The 20,021-nt window shown below is 66.1% G+C and carries 19 protein-coding genes; 2 read left to right on the top strand and 17 right to left on the bottom strand.

Annotated elements, in window-relative coordinates; all coding sequences use genetic code 11:
• Positions 1-13: 13 nt before the first annotated feature.
• The 8 genes from otsA to mltG all read right to left on the bottom strand — a co-directional run bounded on the left by otsA (position 14) and on the right by mltG (position 7,838).
• Positions 14-1,420: an alpha,alpha-trehalose-phosphate synthase (UDP-forming) gene (gene otsA / locus U5A58_RS33975; protein ID WP_321964706.1), complete on the bottom strand. Its 1,407-nt coding sequence runs from the start codon at positions 1,418-1,420 to the stop codon at positions 14-16.
• 100 nt (positions 1,421-1,520) lie between these two features.
• The gene (locus tag U5A58_RS33970; protein WP_321964705.1) at positions 1,521-2,813 is read right to left on the bottom strand and encodes a mechanosensitive ion channel family protein; all 1,293 of its coding nucleotides are present in this window, start codon (positions 2,811-2,813) and stop codon (positions 1,521-1,523) included.
• A 185-nt stretch (positions 2,814-2,998) separates the two neighbouring features.
• Complete coding sequence (locus U5A58_RS33965) at positions 2,999-3,361, bottom strand: Rap1a/Tai family immunity protein (RefSeq protein ID WP_028207010.1); 363 nt, start codon at positions 3,359-3,361, stop codon at positions 2,999-3,001.
• A gap of 94 nt (positions 3,362-3,455) precedes the next feature.
• Positions 3,456-4,181, bottom strand: a complete 726-nt coding sequence (locus U5A58_RS33960; protein WP_321964704.1) for an ankyrin repeat domain-containing protein — start codon at positions 4,179-4,181, stop codon at positions 3,456-3,458.
• Positions 4,182-4,248: 67 nt separating this feature from the next.
• Entirely contained in the window at positions 4,249-5,034 is a 786-nt protein-coding gene (locus U5A58_RS33955; RefSeq protein ID WP_321914889.1) for a TatD family hydrolase, read from the bottom strand.
• Between the two features lie 41 nt (positions 5,035-5,075).
• On the bottom strand, positions 5,076-6,119 hold the full coding sequence (locus U5A58_RS33950; protein ID WP_321964703.1) for a DNA polymerase III subunit delta': 1,044 nt from the start codon (positions 6,117-6,119) through the stop codon (positions 5,076-5,078).
• 87 nt (positions 6,120-6,206) lie between these two features.
• Entirely contained in the window at positions 6,207-6,827 is a 621-nt protein-coding gene (gene tmk, locus U5A58_RS33945; RefSeq protein WP_321937588.1) for a dTMP kinase, read from the bottom strand.
• The gene (mltG, locus tag U5A58_RS33940) at positions 6,828-7,838 is read right to left on the bottom strand and encodes an endolytic transglycosylase MltG (RefSeq protein ID WP_321964702.1); all 1,011 of its coding nucleotides are present in this window, start codon (positions 7,836-7,838) and stop codon (positions 6,828-6,830) included. It abuts the gene before it with no gap.
• A gap of 77 nt (positions 7,839-7,915) precedes the next feature.
• Between mltG and U5A58_RS33935 the strand changes: the two genes are divergently transcribed.
• Together U5A58_RS33935 and U5A58_RS33930 are read left to right on the top strand one after the other, a co-directional pair.
• Positions 7,916-8,959, top strand: coding sequence for a folate-binding protein (locus U5A58_RS33935; RefSeq protein ID WP_321964701.1), 1,044 nt, complete (start codon positions 7,916-7,918; stop codon positions 8,957-8,959).
• Between the two features lie 91 nt (positions 8,960-9,050).
• Entirely contained in the window at positions 9,051-9,905 is an 855-nt protein-coding gene (locus tag U5A58_RS33930; protein ID WP_321964700.1) for an NRDE family protein, read from the top strand.
• Between the two features lie 7 nt (positions 9,906-9,912).
• Here the strand turns inward: U5A58_RS33930 and U5A58_RS33925 are convergent, their stop codons facing one another.
• The 9 genes from U5A58_RS33925 to U5A58_RS33885 form a co-directional block, all read right to left on the bottom strand.
• Complete coding sequence (locus U5A58_RS33925) at positions 9,913-10,875, bottom strand: alpha/beta hydrolase (protein ID WP_321964699.1); 963 nt, start codon at positions 10,873-10,875, stop codon at positions 9,913-9,915.
• A gap of 23 nt (positions 10,876-10,898) precedes the next feature.
• Entirely contained in the window at positions 10,899-11,780 is an 882-nt protein-coding gene (locus U5A58_RS33920) for an SDR family oxidoreductase (protein WP_321964698.1), read from the bottom strand.
• An 88-nt stretch (positions 11,781-11,868) separates the two neighbouring features.
• Positions 11,869-12,867 (bottom strand): NADP-dependent oxidoreductase, encoded by a 999-nt coding sequence (locus U5A58_RS33915; RefSeq protein WP_321964697.1) that lies wholly within the window; start codon positions 12,865-12,867, stop codon positions 11,869-11,871.
• 111 nt (positions 12,868-12,978) lie between these two features.
• Entirely contained in the window at positions 12,979-13,425 is a 447-nt protein-coding gene (locus U5A58_RS33910; protein ID WP_321914932.1) for a PaaI family thioesterase, read from the bottom strand.
• 89 nt (positions 13,426-13,514) lie between these two features.
• Complete coding sequence (locus U5A58_RS33905) at positions 13,515-13,817, bottom strand: Dabb family protein (RefSeq protein ID WP_321914880.1); 303 nt, start codon at positions 13,815-13,817, stop codon at positions 13,515-13,517.
• A gap of 174 nt (positions 13,818-13,991) precedes the next feature.
• The gene (locus U5A58_RS33900) at positions 13,992-15,170 is read right to left on the bottom strand and encodes an acetyl-CoA C-acyltransferase (RefSeq protein WP_321964696.1); all 1,179 of its coding nucleotides are present in this window, start codon (positions 15,168-15,170) and stop codon (positions 13,992-13,994) included.
• Between the two features lie 53 nt (positions 15,171-15,223).
• Positions 15,224-15,859, bottom strand: a complete 636-nt coding sequence (gene pncA / locus U5A58_RS33895; RefSeq protein ID WP_321964695.1) for a bifunctional nicotinamidase/pyrazinamidase — start codon at positions 15,857-15,859, stop codon at positions 15,224-15,226.
• Between the two features lie 33 nt (positions 15,860-15,892).
• A complete protein-coding gene (locus U5A58_RS33890) occupies positions 15,893-17,974 on the bottom strand; it encodes a 3-hydroxyacyl-CoA dehydrogenase NAD-binding domain-containing protein (protein WP_321964694.1) in 2,082 nt (693 codons plus the stop codon).
• 235 nt (positions 17,975-18,209) lie between these two features.
• Positions 18,210-19,898: a 3-(methylthio)propionyl-CoA ligase gene (locus U5A58_RS33885; RefSeq protein WP_321964693.1), complete on the bottom strand. Its 1,689-nt coding sequence runs from the start codon at positions 19,896-19,898 to the stop codon at positions 18,210-18,212.
• Positions 19,899-20,021: the final 123 nt, after the last annotated feature.

Raw genomic sequence — 20,021 nt, 5'->3', positions numbered from 1 at the left:
TGCCCTGCAGCCGTCAGCGCGGCTGGGGCACTGCCGCGAGATCGCGCAGGAAGCTGTCGCGCCACACGCCCAGATCGTTGCGTCTGAGCGCCTCCATGTTGGTCTGGTAGCGCGACTGGCGCTCTTCAAGCGGCATCGAGAGCGCGCGTTCCAGCGCTTCCGACATACCGGTCGCATCGTGAGGATTCACGAGCAACGCACCGGAAAGTTCAGCCGCCGCGCCCGCGAAGATCGAGAGCACGAGCACGCCCGGATCGGCGGGATTCTGCGCAGCCACATACTCCTTGGCGACGAGGTTCATGCCGTCGTGCAACGGCGTCACATAGCCGATTTGCGACTCGCGAAAGAGCGACATCAGTTTCCAGCGGTCGTACTGCTGGCTCAGATAGCGGATCGGCGTGTAATCGAGGCTCGAATAGCGGCCGTTGATGCGCCCCGCCTCGCGCTCCAGTTCCTCGCGTATGACCTTGTAGCTCGCGACGTCCGATCGTGTGGGCGGCGCAATCTGCACGAGCGTGACCTTGCCGCGCCATTCGGGCGATGTTTCCAGCAACTGCTCGAACGCATGGAAACGCTCGACGAGCCCCTTCGAGTAGTCGAGCCGGTCCACGCTCATGATGAGCTTGCGCCCTTCCAGACTCTGCTTGAGATCGAGCACGTGCTGGCGGCTTTCGTAGCGCGCAGCCTGCTCGGCGATTTCATCGGGAAACACGCCGATGCGGTAGACACCCGTGCGCAGTTTGCGGCCGTACGCTTCGACTTCACCCTGCTCCGGATTCTCCGCGCGCGCTCCCACCTTGCCGCGCGCCTCGCGCGCGATGTAGTCGTGAAACGCCTGCTGGTCGTTCTGCGTCTGGAAGCCCAGCAGGTCGTAGCAGCACAGCGATCTGACGAGTTCTTCGTGCGGCGGAATGGTCTGCAGCACTTGCGGCGAAGGAAACGGAATATGCAGGAAGAAGCCGATACGGTTGCGCACGCCTTCCGAGCGCAGCGCTTCGGCGAACGGAATCAGGTGATAGTCGTGAACCCAGATGTTGTCGTCCGGGTGAATCAGCTTCATGAGCTTGTGCGCGAGCCACGCGTTTACGCGCCGGTAGCCCGCGTATTCGTCGCGCTCGTAGCGCGCGAGGTCGTTGCGGTAGTGGAAGACCGGCCACAGTGTGGCGTTCGAGAAGCCGCGGTAGTACTGATCGTAGTCCTTGCGCGTGAGGCCGACCGTAGCGAAGGTGACGGGGCCGTCTTCGACGAGCGTCGGCCCCGCGTTCGCCACCGTCTCGCTCACTACGTCGCCGCTCCAGCCGAACCACACGCCGCCCGAGTCCTTCAGCGCGCCGAACACGCCAACCGCGAGCCCGCCCGCCGAGCCTTTGGTTTCGGTCGGCGTCGCCACGCGGTTCGAGACGACTATCAGTCTGCCCATCTTGCCGTTCCTCCTCCTGTCCTCGCACTGCTGCATCGACTGCGCAATGAATTGCCCGAGCAGCGTGCCGCCGTTGTGCGCAGGTGACCTTCGCTGCGGTTCAGGCTCCCTCGCGGCGACTTTCAGTCGCCGGCTCACGGGCGCTGGCGGCTTCGGTCGCGTTGGCATCCGTCGCCGCCGCCTGGCGATGCACCTCCCGTTCCTCGCTATCCCCCGGCACGCGTGTGCCCGTCACGGGATCGGCCTCAGTATGAGCCGCCGTGCTCGCCGCAGCCTGCCGCGCCGGGCGCCGCACGAACGACGACACGTCGCCGGTGCTGCTTTCGAGTTCCGCGGAAACCTCGGCGCGCGCACGCGGCAGGAACTGCGGATAGTGCTCGTTGACGAAATCGAGCAGCCCTTCGCGCACGCGGCAACGCAAATCGAAGTTCAGGCCCGAGTCGCGCGAACTCACGAGCACGCGCACCTGCATGGCGCGCTCGTTGGCGTCGGTGACCTGTAGAACCTGCACGCGGCGGTCCCATTCGGGCGCGCCGTCGACGATGCGCGCGAGCGCCTCGCGCAGCGGCGCGAGCGGCATGCGGTAGTCGAGCCACAGAAACACCGTGCCGATGATCTGCGAGCTGCTGCGCGTCCAGTTCGCGAACGGATTCTCGATGAACCACTGCAGCGGCACGATGAGCCGCCGCTGGTCCCAGATCCGCACCGAAACGTAGGTACCCGTGATTTCCTCGATGCGCCCCCACTCGCCCTGGATCACGACCACGTCGTCGAGCCGGATCGGCTGCGAGAGCGCGATCTGCAAACCGGCGATCAGATTCCCTAGCACGGGGCGTGCCGCGATACCGGCGACGAGACCGGCAACGCCCGCCGAAGCGAGCAGGCTCGCACCGATCTGCCTCACGTTCGGGAAGGTCATGAGCGCCGCGCCCACCCCCACGATGATGATGAGCACCATCACCGTGCGCGCGAGCACACGGGCCTGGGTGTGAATGCGGCGGGCCTGGAGGTTGTCGGCGATGTCGAGCGGATGCGCGGCGATGATGGCCTCGCCGATCGCGGCCGCGCAGCGCACCGAAAGCCAGGTGATCGCGGCGATCAGCGCGAACGCGCACAACTCGCGCAGGCCGTCGATGTGCCTGAGCGTGTCGGGCGCCTGCCACCAGACGAACTCGATCGCGAGGATGGCGAGGACGGCCAAAGCCGGCTTGCGGATATAGCGCAAGAACACGCTGACGCGCGGATACGGGCGTGCGATGCGCAGCAGGACGCGGCCGCCGACCCAGTGCATGGCGAACGCGAGAACGAGCGCGAGCGCGCTCACGAGCAACGTGCCGAGCCAGTCGTGCAACGGAGCGTCGGTAAAACGGGAGAGATCGTCGAGTGTCGGCATCTGCGGCCAGTTCCTCCTGAGCATCCTGAGCAAAAAGGTGACTCTTGGAAACGGCACGGGCGCCAAGCCCGCGGACGGCCACGGCGACGGTTCAACTGGCCTCGCAGCGGCCTCGATGATGAGTGGCGCGGCGAGAGAAGGCGCCGCGCCGTGCTACTCGTTACGTCTACTACAACCGACCGGCCTCAACTGCCGTTGCCGGTCTTGCAGGGAAACGCCTTGCCAAGCCCGAGCGAAATGGCGGTACTGGCGTTATAGCCGGCCACGTTCGGGTTGTCGGCGATGTACTTGCGCACCGCGTCGGTCAGTTGCGCGGAGCGCGCGTCGGGCGGCAGGCAGAAGTATTGACCCACGCGCGGCCCGGTAGTGCCGCCGATGGCGTCGATCGTGTTGAAGATGCCGTCGGCGGCACCTTCGATATAGGCAGCGCACGCACTGCGCGAAGCCACGTCGGTCTTCGTGCAGAGCCGGTTGAGGTCGCTTGCCGTGAATGCGAAAGCGGAGAGCGGCAACGCCATCGCGCCCGCACAGATCAGAACCCGCAGCATGGTTCTCCTTGAATTGTCGTGGGGAGCAGCGCTGCGAGCATGTCGAGCGCTGCCGGTCGGCCGCGTTGGTCCAGTGCGGCCGCCTTCATCCCCATTATTTTGCACTGTTTTGCGGCGCTGCCGGGCTCGCCGTGGAGAGGCCAGCCTGCGTCATGCGTGCCGTCAGGTCCTTGATCGCGTCCGGCGCCTTGTACTGGCGCGCGAAATCGAGCGCCGTCATGCCGATCTGGTTCTTGGCGCCGAGCGTCGCGCCGTGCTCGAGCAGCATCTGGAGCGTCGTGAGATGGTCGCCGCGCGCGGCCATCATCAGCGGCGTCGTGCCGTTGGGCGACAGCGCGTTGACGTCGGCCGAATAGCCGATCAGGAGCTTCGCAACGTCGTCGTTGCCGTTCGCGGCGGCGTAGTGCAGCGGCGTCCAGCCCTTCTTGTTGACCTCGGCGCCCTTGGCGATGAGCAGCTTCACGAAGTCCACGTCGCCGTTGAGCGAGGCCAGCATCAGCGCGTTTTCGCCTGCGCGGTCTTCGGCGGCGATGTTCGTCTTCGGGTTGTCGAGCAGCACCGCCCCAACCTTGTCGGACTTCTCGCGCGCCGCGATCACGAGGAGCGGCATGCCCTGGTCGTCCGTGGCGTTCGGGTCCATGCCGTTTGCGAGCGCTTTTTGCACGCCCTTGTCGTCGTCGAACTTGACGCTCTTGATGAGCGAGTCGATCGGAGCGGCGTGGGCCGCGGCGCCAAACAGCGTGGCGGCGACGCCGAGCACGAGCGCGGCGGCGGTACGGCGGACAGGGTTTGCGGCGTGCGGAAGCGGTTTCGAGTTCATGTCAAGCCTTAACGTTATCTGCTATGTCGTTGATATTTAACACCATTGACAGCATGCGGTTTGCGATTCAAGCCTGAGGCTGGATCTTGAAGAGCCGGAAAAAGTTCTGTGTGGTGACAGCGCCGAGTTCGGCGTCCGGCAACCCGCGTTGCTGGGCAATGAATCTTCCGACATGGCTCACGTACGCAGGTTCATTGGGTTTGCCACGAAATGGCACTGGCGCAAGGTATGGCGAATCGGTTTCGATCAAAAGGCGCTCGATCGGCACGCGGCGCGCGACCTCCTGCACATCCGTCGCGCTCTTGAACGTCACGATGCCCGAAAGCGAGATGTAAAAATTCTGCGCAAGCGCGCGCTCGGCAATCGCCCACGGTTCCGTGAAGCAATGCATCACGCCGCCGGGCTCGCCCGCGCGCTCTTCTTCCATGATGCGCAGGGTGTCGTCGGAAGCCGCGCGCGTATGGACGATGAGCGGCTTGCCCGTGGCGTGCGCCGCGCGAATGTGGGTGCGAAAGCGCTCGCGCTGCCACTCCATGTCGGCGATCGTGCGCTCGCCCAGGCGATAGTAATCGAGCCCCGTTTCGCCGATCGCGATCACCTTCGGATGCTCGGCCAGCTCGACCAGTTCGGCCACGCTGGGCTCGCGCATGTGTTCGTGGTCGGGATGCACGCCCACCGACGCGTAGACGTTCTCGTAGCGGCTCGCAATGTCGAGCACCGAAGGCAGCGTTTCGAGGTCCACCGACACGCACAGCGCGTGCGTGACGGCGTTCTCGCGCATGTTCTCGAGCACCTGCGGGAGGCGGTCGCCGAGGCCCTCGAAGTTGATGTGGCAATGTGAATCGACAAACATGGGTGGTCCTGCGATGAAAGATTCAGGCCTGAACGCGAGCGTCAGGCGAACAGTTCACGATAGCCGAGAAAGAGTTCCTCGAACACGAGGCGCGCATTCAGCGGATGGTTTTCCACGGCGCGCTGGCGCGTGACCGTTTTCAGGTAGCGCGCCAGTGCCGCCGCGTCGAGCTTCGCGGCGCAGCGCGCGAGGCCGTTCGTGGCCTGCGGGAAATAGCGCGGACGGCCTGCGGTGTGCTGTGCGAGCAGATCGTAGACCCAGCGCTGCAGCCAGCCGAGCACGAGCGGCACCGGCAGCTTTTGCAGCGTCTCGCCGCAGGCAAAAGCGTCGCAAGCCGGGCCCGCCGCGAGCTGGGCCAGCGTCCAGTCGCGCAGCGTGCGGTTTTCGTCGTTCGCGAGCGCGAGCGCCGCGAGCGGCGCGCCGCCGGCTTCGGCGAGCAGCGCCGGCGCGTCGTCCACGCCCTGGTGCGCGAGCCAGGCCGTGGCGGCTTCGGGCGCGGGCGTGCCCATGGGCCACTGCCGGCAACGGCTGATGATGGTTGGCAGCAGGCGATCGATGCGCGCCGATACCACGAGGAACACGACACCCGCGGGCGGCTCTTCGAGCGTCTTCAGCAGCGCGTTCGCGGCGGCGACGTTCAGCGCCTCGGCCGGGTACAGCACGACCACACGCAGGCCGCCGCGGTGCGAGCCCACGCCTGTGAAGTCGAGTAGCGCGCGCACCTGCTCGATGCGGATTTCCTTGCTCGGCGCGCGGCCCTTCTTGCTCTCTTCGCCGTCACCCTTGTCTGCTTTCTCGGCCTTGGCGTCGTCGTCGCCGGCCTGGCCGATTTCGCCCGCCAGGGCCTCCGGTACGACGATCCGGTAATCCGGATGATTGCCCTGAACAAACCAGTTGCACGCCGCACAGGCGCCGCACGGCTCGCCGTTGGCCTGCGGCGCTTCGCAGAGCAGTCCTTTCGCCAGATGCTGGGCGAACTGGCGCTTGCCGATACCCGCCTGGCCGTGCAGCAGCAGCGCATGCGGCCAGTGGCTGCGCAGTTGCTGCAGGCGTTGCCAGTCGTCGGTTTGCCAAGGATAGATCATCTTTAAAATCAATCGGTTAGACGACTTTCACGAGAAGTTACACAAAAATCGTGCAGCCATATAAGAGCACCAAATATCGCCTTGAAATCAAAGCGTTGCGATCACTTGTTCGAGCTTGGCGCGAATCGCGTCGATACCCTGCGACGAATCGATGATCGCGAAACGGTACGGCGCCTCTTCCGCGCGGCGCAGGTACTCGGTGCGCGTGCGATTGAAGAACGCGTCGGATTCGCTTTCGAAGCGGTCGGGCTCGCGCGCCGCACCTCGCCGTTCGCTCGCCGTATCGGGCGGCAGGTCGAACAACACGGTGAGGTCCGGCTGGAACCCGCCCTGCACCCAGCGCTCCAGCGTTTCGAGCTTGTCGCGCGGCAGCCCGCGGCCGCCGCCCTGGTAGGCGAAGGTGGCGTCGCTGAAGCGGTCGGACAGCACCCAGTCGCCGCGCGCGAGCGCGGGCTCGATCACCTTGGCGAGGTGCTCGCGGCGCGCCGCGAACATCATCAGCGCCTCGGTTTCGAGGTCCATCGGCTGATGCAGCACGAGATCGCGGATCGATTCGCCAAGCGGCGTGCCGCCGGGTTCGCGCGTCATGACGACCGTTCGGCCCGAGGGCGCGAGTTTCTCGACGAGCTGATCGCGAAACCAGGCGAGATGCGTGGTCTTGCCCGCGCCGTCGATGCCTTCGAACGTGATGAATCGGCCCCGCGCCATTTAGTTACCCCGGATGTATTTGTCGACGGCCTTGTTGTGGTCGACAAGATTGTCTGAAAAAACGCTGCTGCCGTCGCCGCGCGCCACGAAGTACAGCGCGGCCGTCGATGCCGGATTGAGCGCCGCCTCGATCGCCGCGGCGCCTGGCAGTGCAATGGGCGTTGGCGGCAACCCAAGGCGCAGGTAGGTATTGTAAAGAGTGTCCGACTGCAGATCGCGCTTGCGCAAATGCCCCGCGTAGGTGTCGCCGAGGCCGTAGATCACGGCCGGGTCCGTCTGCAGCGGCATGCCCACTTTCAGCCGGTTCGAGAACACGGCCGCCACGAGCGCGCGGTCGGCGGCGCGGCCCGTCTCCTTCTCCACGAGCGAAGCGAGCGTCAGCGCCTCGTAGGGCGACTTGAGCGGCAAGCCAGGCGCGCGCGCGGTCCACGCTTCGCTCAGACGCGTTTGCATCAGATGATAGGCACGGCGATAGACATCGAGATCGCTCGCCCCCTTGTCGAAGAGATAAGTGTCGGGGAAAAACAACCCCTCGCCGCTGCCGTTCGGTGCCGGCGGCGCGCCGATCGCCGCAAGCAGCTCGGCATCGCTCATGCCGGCCGTGTCGTGGCGCAGCGCAGGGTTCGCGTCGAGTTCGGCGCGCATGTGCTTGAAGGTCCAGCCTTCGATGATCGTGGCCACGGACTCGTTCACGTCGCCAAGCGCCATCTTCTGGAGCACGTCATACGGCGTGACACCCGCCTTGAACTCGTAGTTGCCCGATTTGAGCTGGCTTTGCAGGCCGAGCACGCGCGTCATGAGCACGAAAAGCGGTGTCTGCACGGGCACGCCGCCGCGCCGCAATTGCAGCGTGACGCTGCGCACGGTGCTGTGCGGCTTGATGGTGACGTCGAGCTGTGGGGCGGCAAGTTCGAGGGGCGTGGTGGCCCAGCGCCATACGCCGCCCGCCGCGGCGGCGCCAATCACGACTAGCGCGGCGCCGGCAACAAGGCATTTCTTCAGGAGGGACATGGAAACACGACTCAGGGGGACCTCATATAATAACTGCTTGCCTTCGCTAAAGTCAGGATTGACTGTTCCCCGAATCCATGAACTCACCGCTCGATCCCGCTTCCACGCTCTCCGCTCCTGAATTTTCCCCTGCCGATGCGCCTCCAGGCGCGGCCGACTTCGACGCCGTTTTGCAAGGGGGCGCCTACGCGATCCTGCCGCAGTTCGGCGTGATCGACGCCAATGGTGACGACGCGGCGACCTTCCTGCACAGCCAGCTCACCAACGACGTCCAGCATCTCGACGTAGCCGGTGCGCGCCTTGCGGGCTACTGCTCGCCCAAGGGGCGTCTGCTTGCCTCGTTCCTCACCTGGAAGACGGGCGACACGATCCGCCTCCTGATCTCGAAAGACGTGCAGGCAACGGTGCAAAAACGCCTGTCGATGTTCGTGCTGCGCGCCAAGGCCAAGCTCACCGACGACACCGACAAGCTGCTCGTGGTGGGCCTTGCGGGCGACGTGCGCGGCGCGCTCGCGAGCGTGTTCGACGCCCTGCCCGACGGCGTGCACGTGAAAGTGGACGACCCCGCAGGCACGCTGATCCGCGTGCCCGACGCGGCCGGCGTGCTGCGTTATCTGTGGGTCGGCCCGAAAGAAGCCGTGCAGGCGCGCCTCGCGAAGCTCGACGGTGCGGTGAAGCGCGTGTCGCCGGCCGTGTGGGACTGGCTCGACATTCGCGCGGGCGAGCCGCGCATCACGCAGGCCGTGAGCGAGCAGTTCGTGCCGCAGATGGTCAATTACGACGTGCTGGGCGGCGTGAATTTCCGCAAGGGCTGCTATCCGGGCCAGGAAATCGTCGCGCGCAGCCAGTATCGCGGCACGATCAAGCGCCGCACCGCGCTCGCCAATGTGGCCGCGAGCCTGGACGCCGCGCACGCGGGCGTCGAGCTGTTTCATTCGGACGACCCCAGCCAGCCGTGCGGCATGATCGTCAACGCCGCAGCCGCGCCCGAGGGCGGCGTCGATCTGCTCGCCGAGATCAAGCTTGCCGCGCTCGAAACGGGCAGCGTGCATCTCGGCGCCGCGGACGGCCCCGCGCTGCGCGTGCTGCCGCTGCCGTACGCGTTGCCTGCCGAAGTTTGACGCCGCACACCGCGTCCATTGCGAGTGAGGCGCCCCGCGTCTCTCAACGCGTGGGCGCGGCCCCACTCCCGACCCTGCAAGGGCCCACCCCATGTGCCTGATCGTCTTCGACTGGCGTCCGCGCGCGAACGCTGGCGCGCTTTTCACGCTCGCGGCCAACCGCGACGAGTTCCTGCGCCGCACCGCCGATCCCCTGCACTGGTGGAACGCCTCGGACGACATCACGTCGCCGGGCAGTTCGGCAACGGGCGTGCTGGCGGGCCGCGATCTCGTGGGCGGCGGCACCTGGCTTGGCATGACGCGCAGCGGCCGCTTCGCCGCGCTCACGAACTATCGCGCGCCGAACGACATGCGCCCCGACGCACCCACGCGCGGCACGCTCGTCTCGCGCTGGCTCACCGGCGCGCAGGATCTCCCCGATACGCCGCTCGGCTATCTCGACGAAATCGCGCGCTCGGGCGACCTCTACAACGGCTTCAATCTGATCGTCGGCGACTGGTCTAGGCGCGAGCTTGCGTGGTACTGCAATCGCGCGGACCGTGCGCCCGCGTTGCTGCCCGAAGGCACGCACGGTATTTCGAACGCCGTGCTCGACACACCGTGGCCCAAGCTCGTGCGCAAGCGCGCCGAACTCGCGCAACTCGCAGGAGGCGACGCGCAGGTGCCGCTCGCACGGCTCGTAGAGATGATGCGGGACCCGCAAGTCGCGCCCGACCGCGACTTGCCCGCTACGGGTATTTCACTGGAACGCGAACGCGCGCTTTCCGCGGCCTTCATCGAAACGCCCGATTACGGCACGCGCGGCACCACGGCGCTGCGTGTCACGCTGCGCGGCGCCCTTCTGGATGTGGAAGCGATAGAGCGCAGCGACGACGACGGCTCGCACCGCGTCGCGCGCCCGGGTGCCTTCGAGCGCCACGAGACCTATACGGTCGAAAGAGGCTAAGCGCGCTTTAGTCGAGCGTGCCGAGCGCCGCACGCAGCGCGTGGACGGCCTGCAGCTGGGCGCGCCGCGCCTCGTCGATGAATGCGCCCATCTTGATGAACTCGTGAATCACGCCGTCGAATCGTTCGAGCGTGACCTCGTTGCCCGCATCGCGCAGCTTTTGCGCATAGGCCACGCCCTCGTCCACGAGCGGATCGAACTCGGCCACACCGATCCACGCCGGCGCGACGCCGCGAAAATCCGGCTCGCCGCGCGTGCCGTCGAGCGGCGCAAAGCGCCAGTCGTCGCGATCCGAGTTGTCGCGTACGTAGTGATCGAAGAACCACTGGATAGTCGGTGCGGTCAGCAAATGGCCATCTGCAAGACGCTTGTGCGATTCGGTCTGCTGATGCGCGCTCACGGCCGGATAGAACAGCAGTTGCAGCACGGGCGCGATACCCGCGTCGCGCGCCAGCACTGCGCAGACCGTGGCGAGCGTGCCGCCCGCACTGTCGCCGCCCACGGCGAAGCGCGAGTCATCCAACGCATACTCGGCCGCGTGCGCGTGGAGCCATGTGTAGGCGTCGAACGCGTCGTGCACCGCCGTCGGGAAACGATGTTCGGGCGCGAGCCGGTAGTCCACGGAAAACACGGCGCAGCGCGCGTCGCGCGCGAACATGCGGCAAAGCGCATCGTGCGTGTCGACGCTGCCGATCGTGAAGCCGCCGCCGTGATAGTAGACGAGCACAGGCAGCGGTTCCGCCCAAAGCGGCTCGACCGGCACATAGAGACGCGCGCGGATCGTCGTGCCATCACGCATCGGCACCTGCAGGTCTTCCACGCCATGCATCGGCGCAGCGGGGATTTCGAGCACCGTGGCGCTCTTTTCATACTCGGCGCGCGCCTCCTGCGCCGTCTGCTCGTGATAGGGCGCGCGGCCGGTACGGGCCACCATGTCGAGCACGAGTGCGATCTTCGCGGTGAGAGGCATGGCACGGACCCCGTGCGCCGCTTTTATTGCGGCGCTTTCTTGACTTCAGGTTTGAGCGAGAGCGGATCGGTCGGATTGCGCAATGTTTCGATGTCCTCATGACGCAGCTTCACCGAAGCGAGAATCTGCGGATGCGTGAGAATATAGAAACACCCTTCCCGCACGGCATCGAACGTCACTTTCGCGACGTCGTCGGGCGTGAGCTTGCCGGAGCGCACCGCGCGCTGCAACTGCAGATCGGCGGCCTGCTGCGAGCGCGTGAGCGGCGTTTCGTTGCGCAACTCGTCGGGGCGGCTGCGCTCGGCATTCGCAATACCGGTCGGCACGAAGGCGGGGCACAGCAGCGAGCAGCTCACGCGGTCGCTCACGTTCTTCAGGTCGTGATAGAGCGTTTCGGTCAGCGAGACCACCGCATGCTTCGACGCGTTGTACACGCCCATGGCGGGCGGCGATAGCAGCCCCGCCACCGAAGCCGTGTTGACGATATGCGCGCGCTCGCCCTGTTCGAGCATGAGCGGCGTGAAGCTGCGCACGCCGTTGGCCACGCCCATCACATTCACGCCAAACACCCAGTCCCAATCCTTTGCGCTGCTCTCCCACACGAAGCCGCCGGTGCCAACGCCTGCGTTGTTGAAAAGCAGATGCGCTTTGCCGTAGGCTTCGAGCGCGGCTTTCGCGAGTGCGTCGACCTGCGCGGCGTCGCGCACGTCGGTGCGCACGCCGATGGCCTGCGCGCCGCCTTCGCGCAGCGCATTGACGGTTTCGTCGAGCAGCGCCTGATCGACATCGGCGAGCACGAGCTTCATGCCAAGCGCTGCGGCCTGCTGCGCAAACGCGCGGCCAAAGCCGCTTGCCGCGCCCGTGATGACGGCCACGCGGCCGTCGAACTCAAACGGTTCGGACATTGCGAATCCTGCGGTGAAGTTGCGGTGAATACTGCGCACGGAAAAGCGAAGCGCCCTTTCCGGGCGCTTGCGCTCGACAGTGAAACCGTTAAATCAGCTTGACCAACTGCTTGCCGAAGTTCTGGCCTTTGAGCATACCAAGGAACGCGCCCGGCGCATTCTCGAGCCCTTCGGCCACGCTCTCGCGATACGCGAGCTGCTGCTTCGCGACCAACGTACCCAGCTCCGTGAGCGCCTGCGGCCACACTTCCATGTGCTCGCTCACGATGAAACCCTGCACGAGCAGGCGCTGGGTGAGCAGCAGTTGCGGATACTTCAGCGGCATCGGCTCGCCGTCGTAGCCCGCGATCATGCCGCACAGCGCGATGCGCCCGAACGCGTTCATGCGCGCGAGCGTGGCGTCGAGCACCGCGCCGCCAACGTTCTCGAAGTAGCCGTCCACGCCGTCCGGCGTCGCCGCCTTGAGGTCCTGATAGAGATTGCCCGCCTTGTAATCGACGCAGGCGTCGAAACCAAGCGTCTCGACGACATAGCGGCATTTGTCCGCGCCGCCCGCAATGCCCACGGCACGGCAGCCCGCGCGCTTCGCGAGCTGGCCGACCACGCTGCCCACCGCGCCGCTCGCCGCGCTCACGACCACGGTTTGGCCGGCCTTCGGCTCGATGATGCGATTCAGGCCGTACCACGCGGTGACGCCCGGCATGCCCACGGGCCCGAGGTACGCGGAAAGCGGCACGTGGGTCGTATCGACGACGCGCAGGTCGCTGCCGTTCGACGTGCCGAACTCCTGCCAGCCGAACATGCCTACGACCTTGGCGCCCACCTTGAACTTCGCGTTGCGCGATTCGACCACCTCGCCCACCGTGCCGCCGATCATCACCGAGTCGAGCGGCTGCGGCGCTGCATACGACTTGCTGTCGCTCATCCGCCCGCGCATGTACGGGTCGAGCGAGAGGTAGTGGTTGCGCACGCGCACCTGGCCCTCTTCGAGCGGTGCGAGCGGCGTTGTGACGAGGCGGAAGTTATCGACGCTCGCGGCGCCTTCCGGGCGCGAAGCGAGCAGGATCTGGCGATTGGTCTGGGTCATGGCGTCCGTGTTGCTTCGTTGGGCGCGGCGAGGCGTTGCATGCCTGCCGCGCAAGAGAACCGCGATCGGGTGCGCACGAGCAAAGCCCTCGCCCGCGCCCGATCGCACGTATTAACCGTCGCTCGGGCCCGGCCGCGCGCTGGGGTCGCTGCGCAAACGCTGACGCGTCACGTCGCGGCCCACCGCAAGCCGGCGCATGTACTTGAAGGTGCCGAGCGCCTTGGCGACGAAATGGCCTTCGCTGTCGCGAATCTCGCCTTCGCAATAGGCCATGGTGGTGGAACGGTGCAGCACGCGGCCGCTGGCGCGCAATTCGCCGCGCCCCGGCTGCATGAAGTTCACTTTCATTTCGACGGTGACGACACCCACGCCGTCAGCGGCCACGCTGCGCGCCGCCATCGCAAGTGCGATGTCGGCAAGCGTCATCGTCACGCCGCCGTGCGCGACGTCCCACGTATTCAGATGCCGCTCGGCGAGCGGCAGCACGACTTCGCTTGCCCCGTCGCGCGCGCTCACGAGTTGCGCGCCGAGATGCTCGACGAAGGGACTTTCGATGATCGTGAGCGATGTTTGCGGGTGTTGCTGAGCTTCGCCTTCCGGCACGCCGCCGCCCGGGGATTGATCTGCGGTACCGATCATGATGGGCTTCAGACCACGTAGTCCACGCACTGGCGCGACTCGACCACGAGCTTCGCGAACTGCTTCACAACGAGATGCTCAGGGTGGTCCTGATAGCCGTCGAGTGCGGCCTGATCGGCGAAATCGGAAACGAGCACGAGGTCGAACGTGGAAGCGAGACCCGGCGCCGCCACACCGACTTCGAGGTGCAGCGTGCCCGGCACGAGGTTGCGGCAGCCTTCGAGCAATGCCTTGAACTTCACGACATTCTCGGCACGCGTCGCACCTTCGGCCGACTCCTTGAGCTTCCACATCACGATATGACGAATCACGAACTCACCTCTTCTGTCTGCATGGGAACAGGCGCCGCACCGTGCGTGCGCCGACAGCCGTCATGATACCTGCAGCGGCCTGTGCGCGAGGGCGGCCCGGCGCCCGCCAACGCGCGCAAAGCATTGGCGTGACCGAGACAGCGGCGGACGCTTGCGAGTCCGCCGCGCCCTGCGTCAAACGACTTCGAAGAGGCCGGCAGCACCCTGCCCGCCGCCGATGCACATCGTCACCACGACGAACTTCGCGCCGCGGCGCTTGCCTTCGATAAGCGCGTGGCCCGTGAGGCGAGCGCCCGACACGCCGTACGGGTGGCCGACGGCAATCGCGCCGCCATTCACGTTCAGGCGGTCGGCGGGAATGCCGAGCTTGTCGCGGCAATACAGCACCTGCACCGCGAACGCTTCGTTCAACTCCCACAGGCCGATGTCCTCGACCTTCAGGCCCGTCTGCTTGAGGAGCTTGGGCACCGCGAACACGGGACCGATGCCCATCTCGTCCGGCTCGCAGCCCGCCACGGCGAAGCCGCGGAAAATGCCGAGCGGCTGCAGGCCTTCGCGCTCCGCGACCTTCGCGTTCATCACGACGCAGGCGCTCGCGCCGTCCGAGAACTGGCTCGCGTTGCCGGCGGTGACGACGCCGCCCGGCATTGCCGTGCGGATCTTCGACACGCCTTCGAGCGTGGTGTCGGCGCGGATGCCTTCGTCGGCGGCGATCGTCACTTCCTTCGTGACAAGCTGGCCCGTGGCCTTGTCGGCCACACCGGCGAGCACCGTCATCGGCACGATTTCGTCGTTGAAGAGGCCCGCGGCCTGCGCGGCCGCAGCACGCAACTGCGATTGCACGCCGTATTCATCCTGGCGCTCCTTCGAGATCTCGTAGCGCTTCGCGACGTTCTCGGCCGTTTGCAGCATGCTCCAGTAGATTTCGGGCTTGTGCTGGTTGAGCCAGCCTTCGGCCATCATGTGGCGGTTCATCTCGTTCTGCACGCACGAGATCGATTCCACGCCGCCCGCGACGAACACATCGCCTTCGCCCGCGATCACGCGTTGCGCGGCGAGCGCGATCGTCTGGAGTCCGGACGAACAGAAACGGTTCACCGTCATGCCCGCCACGCTCACGGGCAGGCCCGCGCGCAGCGCGATCTGGCGCGCGATATTCGCGCCGGTCGCGCCTTCGGGGTTCGCGCAACCCATGATCACGTCTTCCACGCGCGCGGGGTCGATCTTCGCACGCTCGACGGCGGCTTGCGTCACATGGCCGCCCAGCGTGGCGCCGTGCGTCATGTTGAAGGCGCCCTTCCAGGACTTGGCGAGGCCCGTGCGGGCGGTCGATACGATTACGGCGTCAGTCATGCGATGTCTCCCACTACGAATATTGAATCCAGAGGATGTCTTTGATCGAGCGTTCAAGCGGACAATGCCAGCACCTCGGCCGACTGCGCGCGCTTCACGCCGGCGGCGAGCAGCTGCTCCCACGCGGCGGCAAGCGAGCCGTTCAGGTCGATGGCGCGCGAAGCGTCTTCGATCAGCACGGTTTCGAAGCCCGCGGCGCGCGCGTCGAGCGCGGACCACGCCACGCAATAGTCGGTCGCGAGGCCGCAGCAGTACACGCGCTTCACGCCCACGTCGCGCAAGTAACCCGCGAGGCCCGTGGGCGTCTTGCGGTCGGCTTCGAGAAACGCGGAGTAGCTGTCCACGTCGGCGTGATGGCCCTTGCGGATCACCGCGCGCGCGTGCGGCACGTTCAGGTCGCGATGCAGCGCCGCGCCTTCGGTGCCCTGCACGCAATGCACGGGCCACAGCACCTGCTCGCCGTAGGGCAGCGTCGTTGTCTCGAACGGCGCGCGCCCCGCGTGGTTGGCCGCAAACGAAACGTGCTGCGCCGGGTGCCAGTCCTGCGTGAGCACCACATGGCTGAAGCCCTGCGCGAGCCGGTTGGCGACCGGCACGACTTCATCGCCCTGCGCGACGGCAAGCGCCCCGCCCGGCATGAAGTCGTATTGCAGGTCGATCAGCAGGAGCACGTCGTCTGCGCTTCTCATGATGTTCGTCCGCATGTTCGCTCTCGATGAAACTTAGTTGAACGTACCGCCCTTGGCAGCCAGCTCGACGATCGAAGGCGCGACTTCCCACGCCTCGCCATTGCGCTGCTGCGCATAGCGGCGAATGGCGCGCTCGACGTTGTAGAGGCCCACCGTGTCGGCGTACAGCATCGGGCCGCCGCGCCACAGCGGGAAACCGTAGCCCGTGAGATAGACCATGTCGACGTCGGACGCCTTCGAGGCGATGCCCTCTTCGAGAATCTTCGCGCCTTCGTTGACGAGCGAGAACACGAGACGCTCGACGATTTCCTCGTCGCTGATCTTGCGGCGCTCGACGCCGGCTTCCTTCGAGTACGCCACGATCATGTCGTCCACGAGCTTCGAAGGCAGCGCGTTGCGCTCGCCCGCCTTGTAGTCGTACCAGCCCGCGCCGGTCTTCTGCCCGAAGCGGCCGGTTTCGCACAGGCGGTCGGCGATCTTCGAGTACTTCATGTCCGGATGTTCCTGATAGCGGCGCTTGCGAATCGCCCAGCCGATATCGTTGCCGGCCAGGTCGCTCATGCGGAACGGGCCCATGGCGAAGCCGAACTTCTCGATCGCGCGGTCCACCTGCGCGGGCAGCGCGCCTTCTTCGAGCATATAGAGCGCCTGGCGCACGTACTGCTCGATCATGCGGTTGCCGATGAAGCCGTCACACACGCCCGACACCACAGCCGTCTTGCGGATCTTCTTCGCGACCTGCATGACGGTGGCGAGCACGTCCTTGGCCGTTTCCTTGCCGCGCACGACTTCGAGCAGCTTCATTACGTTGGCAGGGCTAAAGAAGTGCAGACCCACCACGTCCTGCGGACGCTTCGTGAAGGCCGCGATCTTGTCGACGTCGAGCGTCGAGGTGTTCGAGGCCAGAATCGCGCCGGCCTTGGCGACTTCGTCGAGGCGCTTGAACACCTGCTCCTTCACGCCGAGTTCTTCGAACACCGCTTCGATGATGAGATCGGCTTGCTTGAGGTCGTCGTAGGAGAGCGTCGGCGTGATGAGCGCCATGCGCGCTTCCACCTTCTCCTGCGTAAGCTTGCCCTTCTTGACCTGGGCTTCGTAGTTCTTGCGGATCGTGGCGACGCCGCGGTCGAGCGCTTCCTGCTTCGTTTCGAGCAGCGTGACCGGCAGGCCCGCGTTGAGGAAGTTCATCGTGATGCCGCCGCCCATCGTGCCCGCGCCGATCACGGCCACCTTCTGGATGTCGCGCGTGGGCGTGCTCGACGGCACGTCGGGAATCTTGCTCGCGGCGCGCTCGCCGAAGAACGCGTGGCGCAGCGCGCGGCTTTCCGGCGTCTGCACGAGTTCGAGGAAGCATTCGCGCTCGAACACGAGGCCCTTGTCGAAGCCCTGCTTCACGCCTGCCGCGATGGCATCGACGCACTTCACCGGCGCGGGATAGTTCTTCGCCATCGCGCCAACGGTGTTGCGCGAGAACTGCAGGAAGCCTTCGGCGTTCGGATGCTCGATCTTGCGGTTGCGCACGAGCGGATGCGGTCCTTGCTTGTCGGCCGCCTTGCGCGCGAAAGCGATGGCCTCTTCGAGCAGATCGCCTTGCGCCATCGCGTCGAACAGCCCCGAATTCGCGAGCTTTTCGCTCATCACCGGGGCGCCCGTCACGATCATGTTGAGGGCCGCTTCGAGGCCGATCGCACGCGGCAGGCGCTGCGTGCCGCCCGCGCCCGGCAGAATGCCGAGCTTCACTTCCGGCAGCGCGATCTGCGCACCCGGTGCCGCGATGCGGTAGTGCGCGCCGAGCGCCAGTTCGAGACCGCCGCCCATGGCCACGCTGTGGATCGCGGCCACGACCGGCTTCGCGCTCTTCTCGACTTCCTTGATGACGGTGTGGAGCGTGGGCTCCTGCATCGCCTTGGGCGTGTTGAATTCGGTGATGTCCGCGCCGCCCGAGAACGCCTTGCCGGCGCCCGTGATCACAATGGCCGAAACGGCCGGATCGCTCGCGGCGCGTGCGAGGCCCTCGACAATGCCCGCGCGGGTCGAATGCCCGAGGCCGTTGACGGGCGGATTATTGAGCGTGATGACGGCAACGCCGTCGCGAGTCGTGTAGTCCACTGCCATTTGCCTGCCTCCATGCTTGCGGGCCGCGATGTGCGTCGTCGGCCTCATTGTCCGACATTCCCGGTCAGCAGGCAGAATACCCAAAAAAGAACGTTCGTTCAATTTTTTGCTGCGCTGCGCGTGCCAGGGTTTGTACTGAACGTACGGATCTCGCGGGCCGGCGGGTAAAGGTCGGAAGAAAAAAAACGCAGCCAGAGGCTGCGCCGGAGAACCTTGCGCGGTTGCGCGCCGTGGTTTAGTCGTGTTTCGCGACGTCTTGCGCCGGATCGAACGGGCAACCTTCCACCGCAAGCGCAGTCGACAGCACGTACGAGCGAAACTGCTCGCGCAGCTTGAGCTTTTGCAGCTTGCCCGTTGCCGTGTGCGGCAATTCGTCGACGAACACGGCGTCGTCGGGCAGCCACCATTTCGCGACCTTGCCTTCGAAGAAGGCCAGTAGTTCCTCGCGTGTGACCGCAGCGCCGGGCTTCTTCACGGCGACGATGAGCGGCCGCTCGGTCCAGCGCGGATGCGCGCACGCAATGCACGCGGCCTCCGCAATGGCCGGATGCGCCACTGCGATGTTTTCGAGGTCGATCGAGCTGATCCACTCGCCGCCCGACTTGATCACGTCCTTGCTGCGGTCGGTGATGTGCAGGAAGCCGTCGGGGTCGATCGTGGCGACGTCGCCGGTGGGGAACCAGCCTTCCACGAGCGGCGAGCCGCTGTCCTGCCGAAAGTAGCGGTCGATCACCCACGGCCCGCGCACATGCAGGTCGCCGAACGTCACGCCGTCCCACGGCAGTTCCCGCCCGTCCTCGCCGACGATCTTCATGTCCACGCCGAAAATCACGCGCCCCTGCTTTTCGAGCAGCGCTTGCTGCGCTTCGCGCGGGCGCTTCGACTGCTCCCAGTTGAGCTTCGAAAGCGTGCCGAGCGGCGACATCTCCGTCATGCCCCACGCGTGGATCACCTGAACGCCGTAGTCGTCCTCGAAGGTGCGCAACATGGCGGGCGGGCACGCCGAACCGCCAATCACCGTGCGCTTGAGCGTGGAAAAGCGCACGCCCGCGCCGCGCATATACGCGAGCAGGCCGAGCCAGACAGTCGGCACGCCCGCCGAGGCGGTCACGCCTTCGGCCTCCATGAGTTCATAGAGCGACTTGCCGTCGAGATCCTTGCCGGGCAGCACGAGCTTCGTGCCCGTGAGCGGCGCGGCATGAGGAATGCCCCACGCATTCACATGGAACATCGGCACGACGGGCAGAATGGCGTCGAGCGCCGATAAACCGAGCGCGTCGGGCAGCGAGCCGGCGTAAGCGTGCAGCACCGAAGACCGGTGTGTGTAGAGCGCGCCCTTCGGATTGCCCGTGGTGCCGGACGTGTAGCAAAGATTCGACGCGCTGCGCTCGTCGAGTTCGGGCCACGTGTAGTTGCCGTCTTGCGCCGCGAGCAGCGTTTCGTAGCAGAGCACTTCCGTGCGCATTGCCGGCCGGTGCGACTCGTCGCACAGCGCGATCCAGCCGCGCACGTTCGGGCATTGCGGCGCGAGCGTATCGACGAGCGCGGCGAACGTGGTGTCGAACAGCACGTAGCGGTCGTCGGCGTGATTGACGATCCACGCGATCTGTTCGGGAAAAAGACGCGGATTGATGGTGTGGCACACGGCGCCGAAACCGGTCACGCCGAAATACGCTTCGAGATGCCGATAGCCATTCCAGGCCAGGGTGCCCACGCGCTCGCCCGGCGCCACGCCAAGCGCGATGAGCGCCTGTGCGAGCTGCTTCGAGCGCACCTCGCACTCGCGGTAGGTGTAGCGATGAATATCGCCCTCGATGCGGCGCGAGACGATCTGCGCACTGCCATGATGGCGCGCCGCATGCGCGATCAACGACGAGAGCGTGAGCGGCACATCCATCATCTGTCCCAGCAGCGGCGCACTCATCGTTGGCGGTCTCCTCGCGTTGATCGGCGTTATGTGTCGTTGTCTTTCGCGCGTTGGTCGCGCGTTGTACTTTCGCGTATCGGGCGGCGCGCCGGCAGGCTTCGAACGCGCCCCAGCACGCCG

The organism is Paraburkholderia sp. J7, assembly GCF_905220155.1.
In the GTDB taxonomy this organism is placed as follows: Bacteria; Pseudomonadota; Gammaproteobacteria; order Burkholderiales; family Burkholderiaceae; genus Paraburkholderia.
This window is presented reverse-complemented; position numbering and strand designations above follow the sequence as displayed.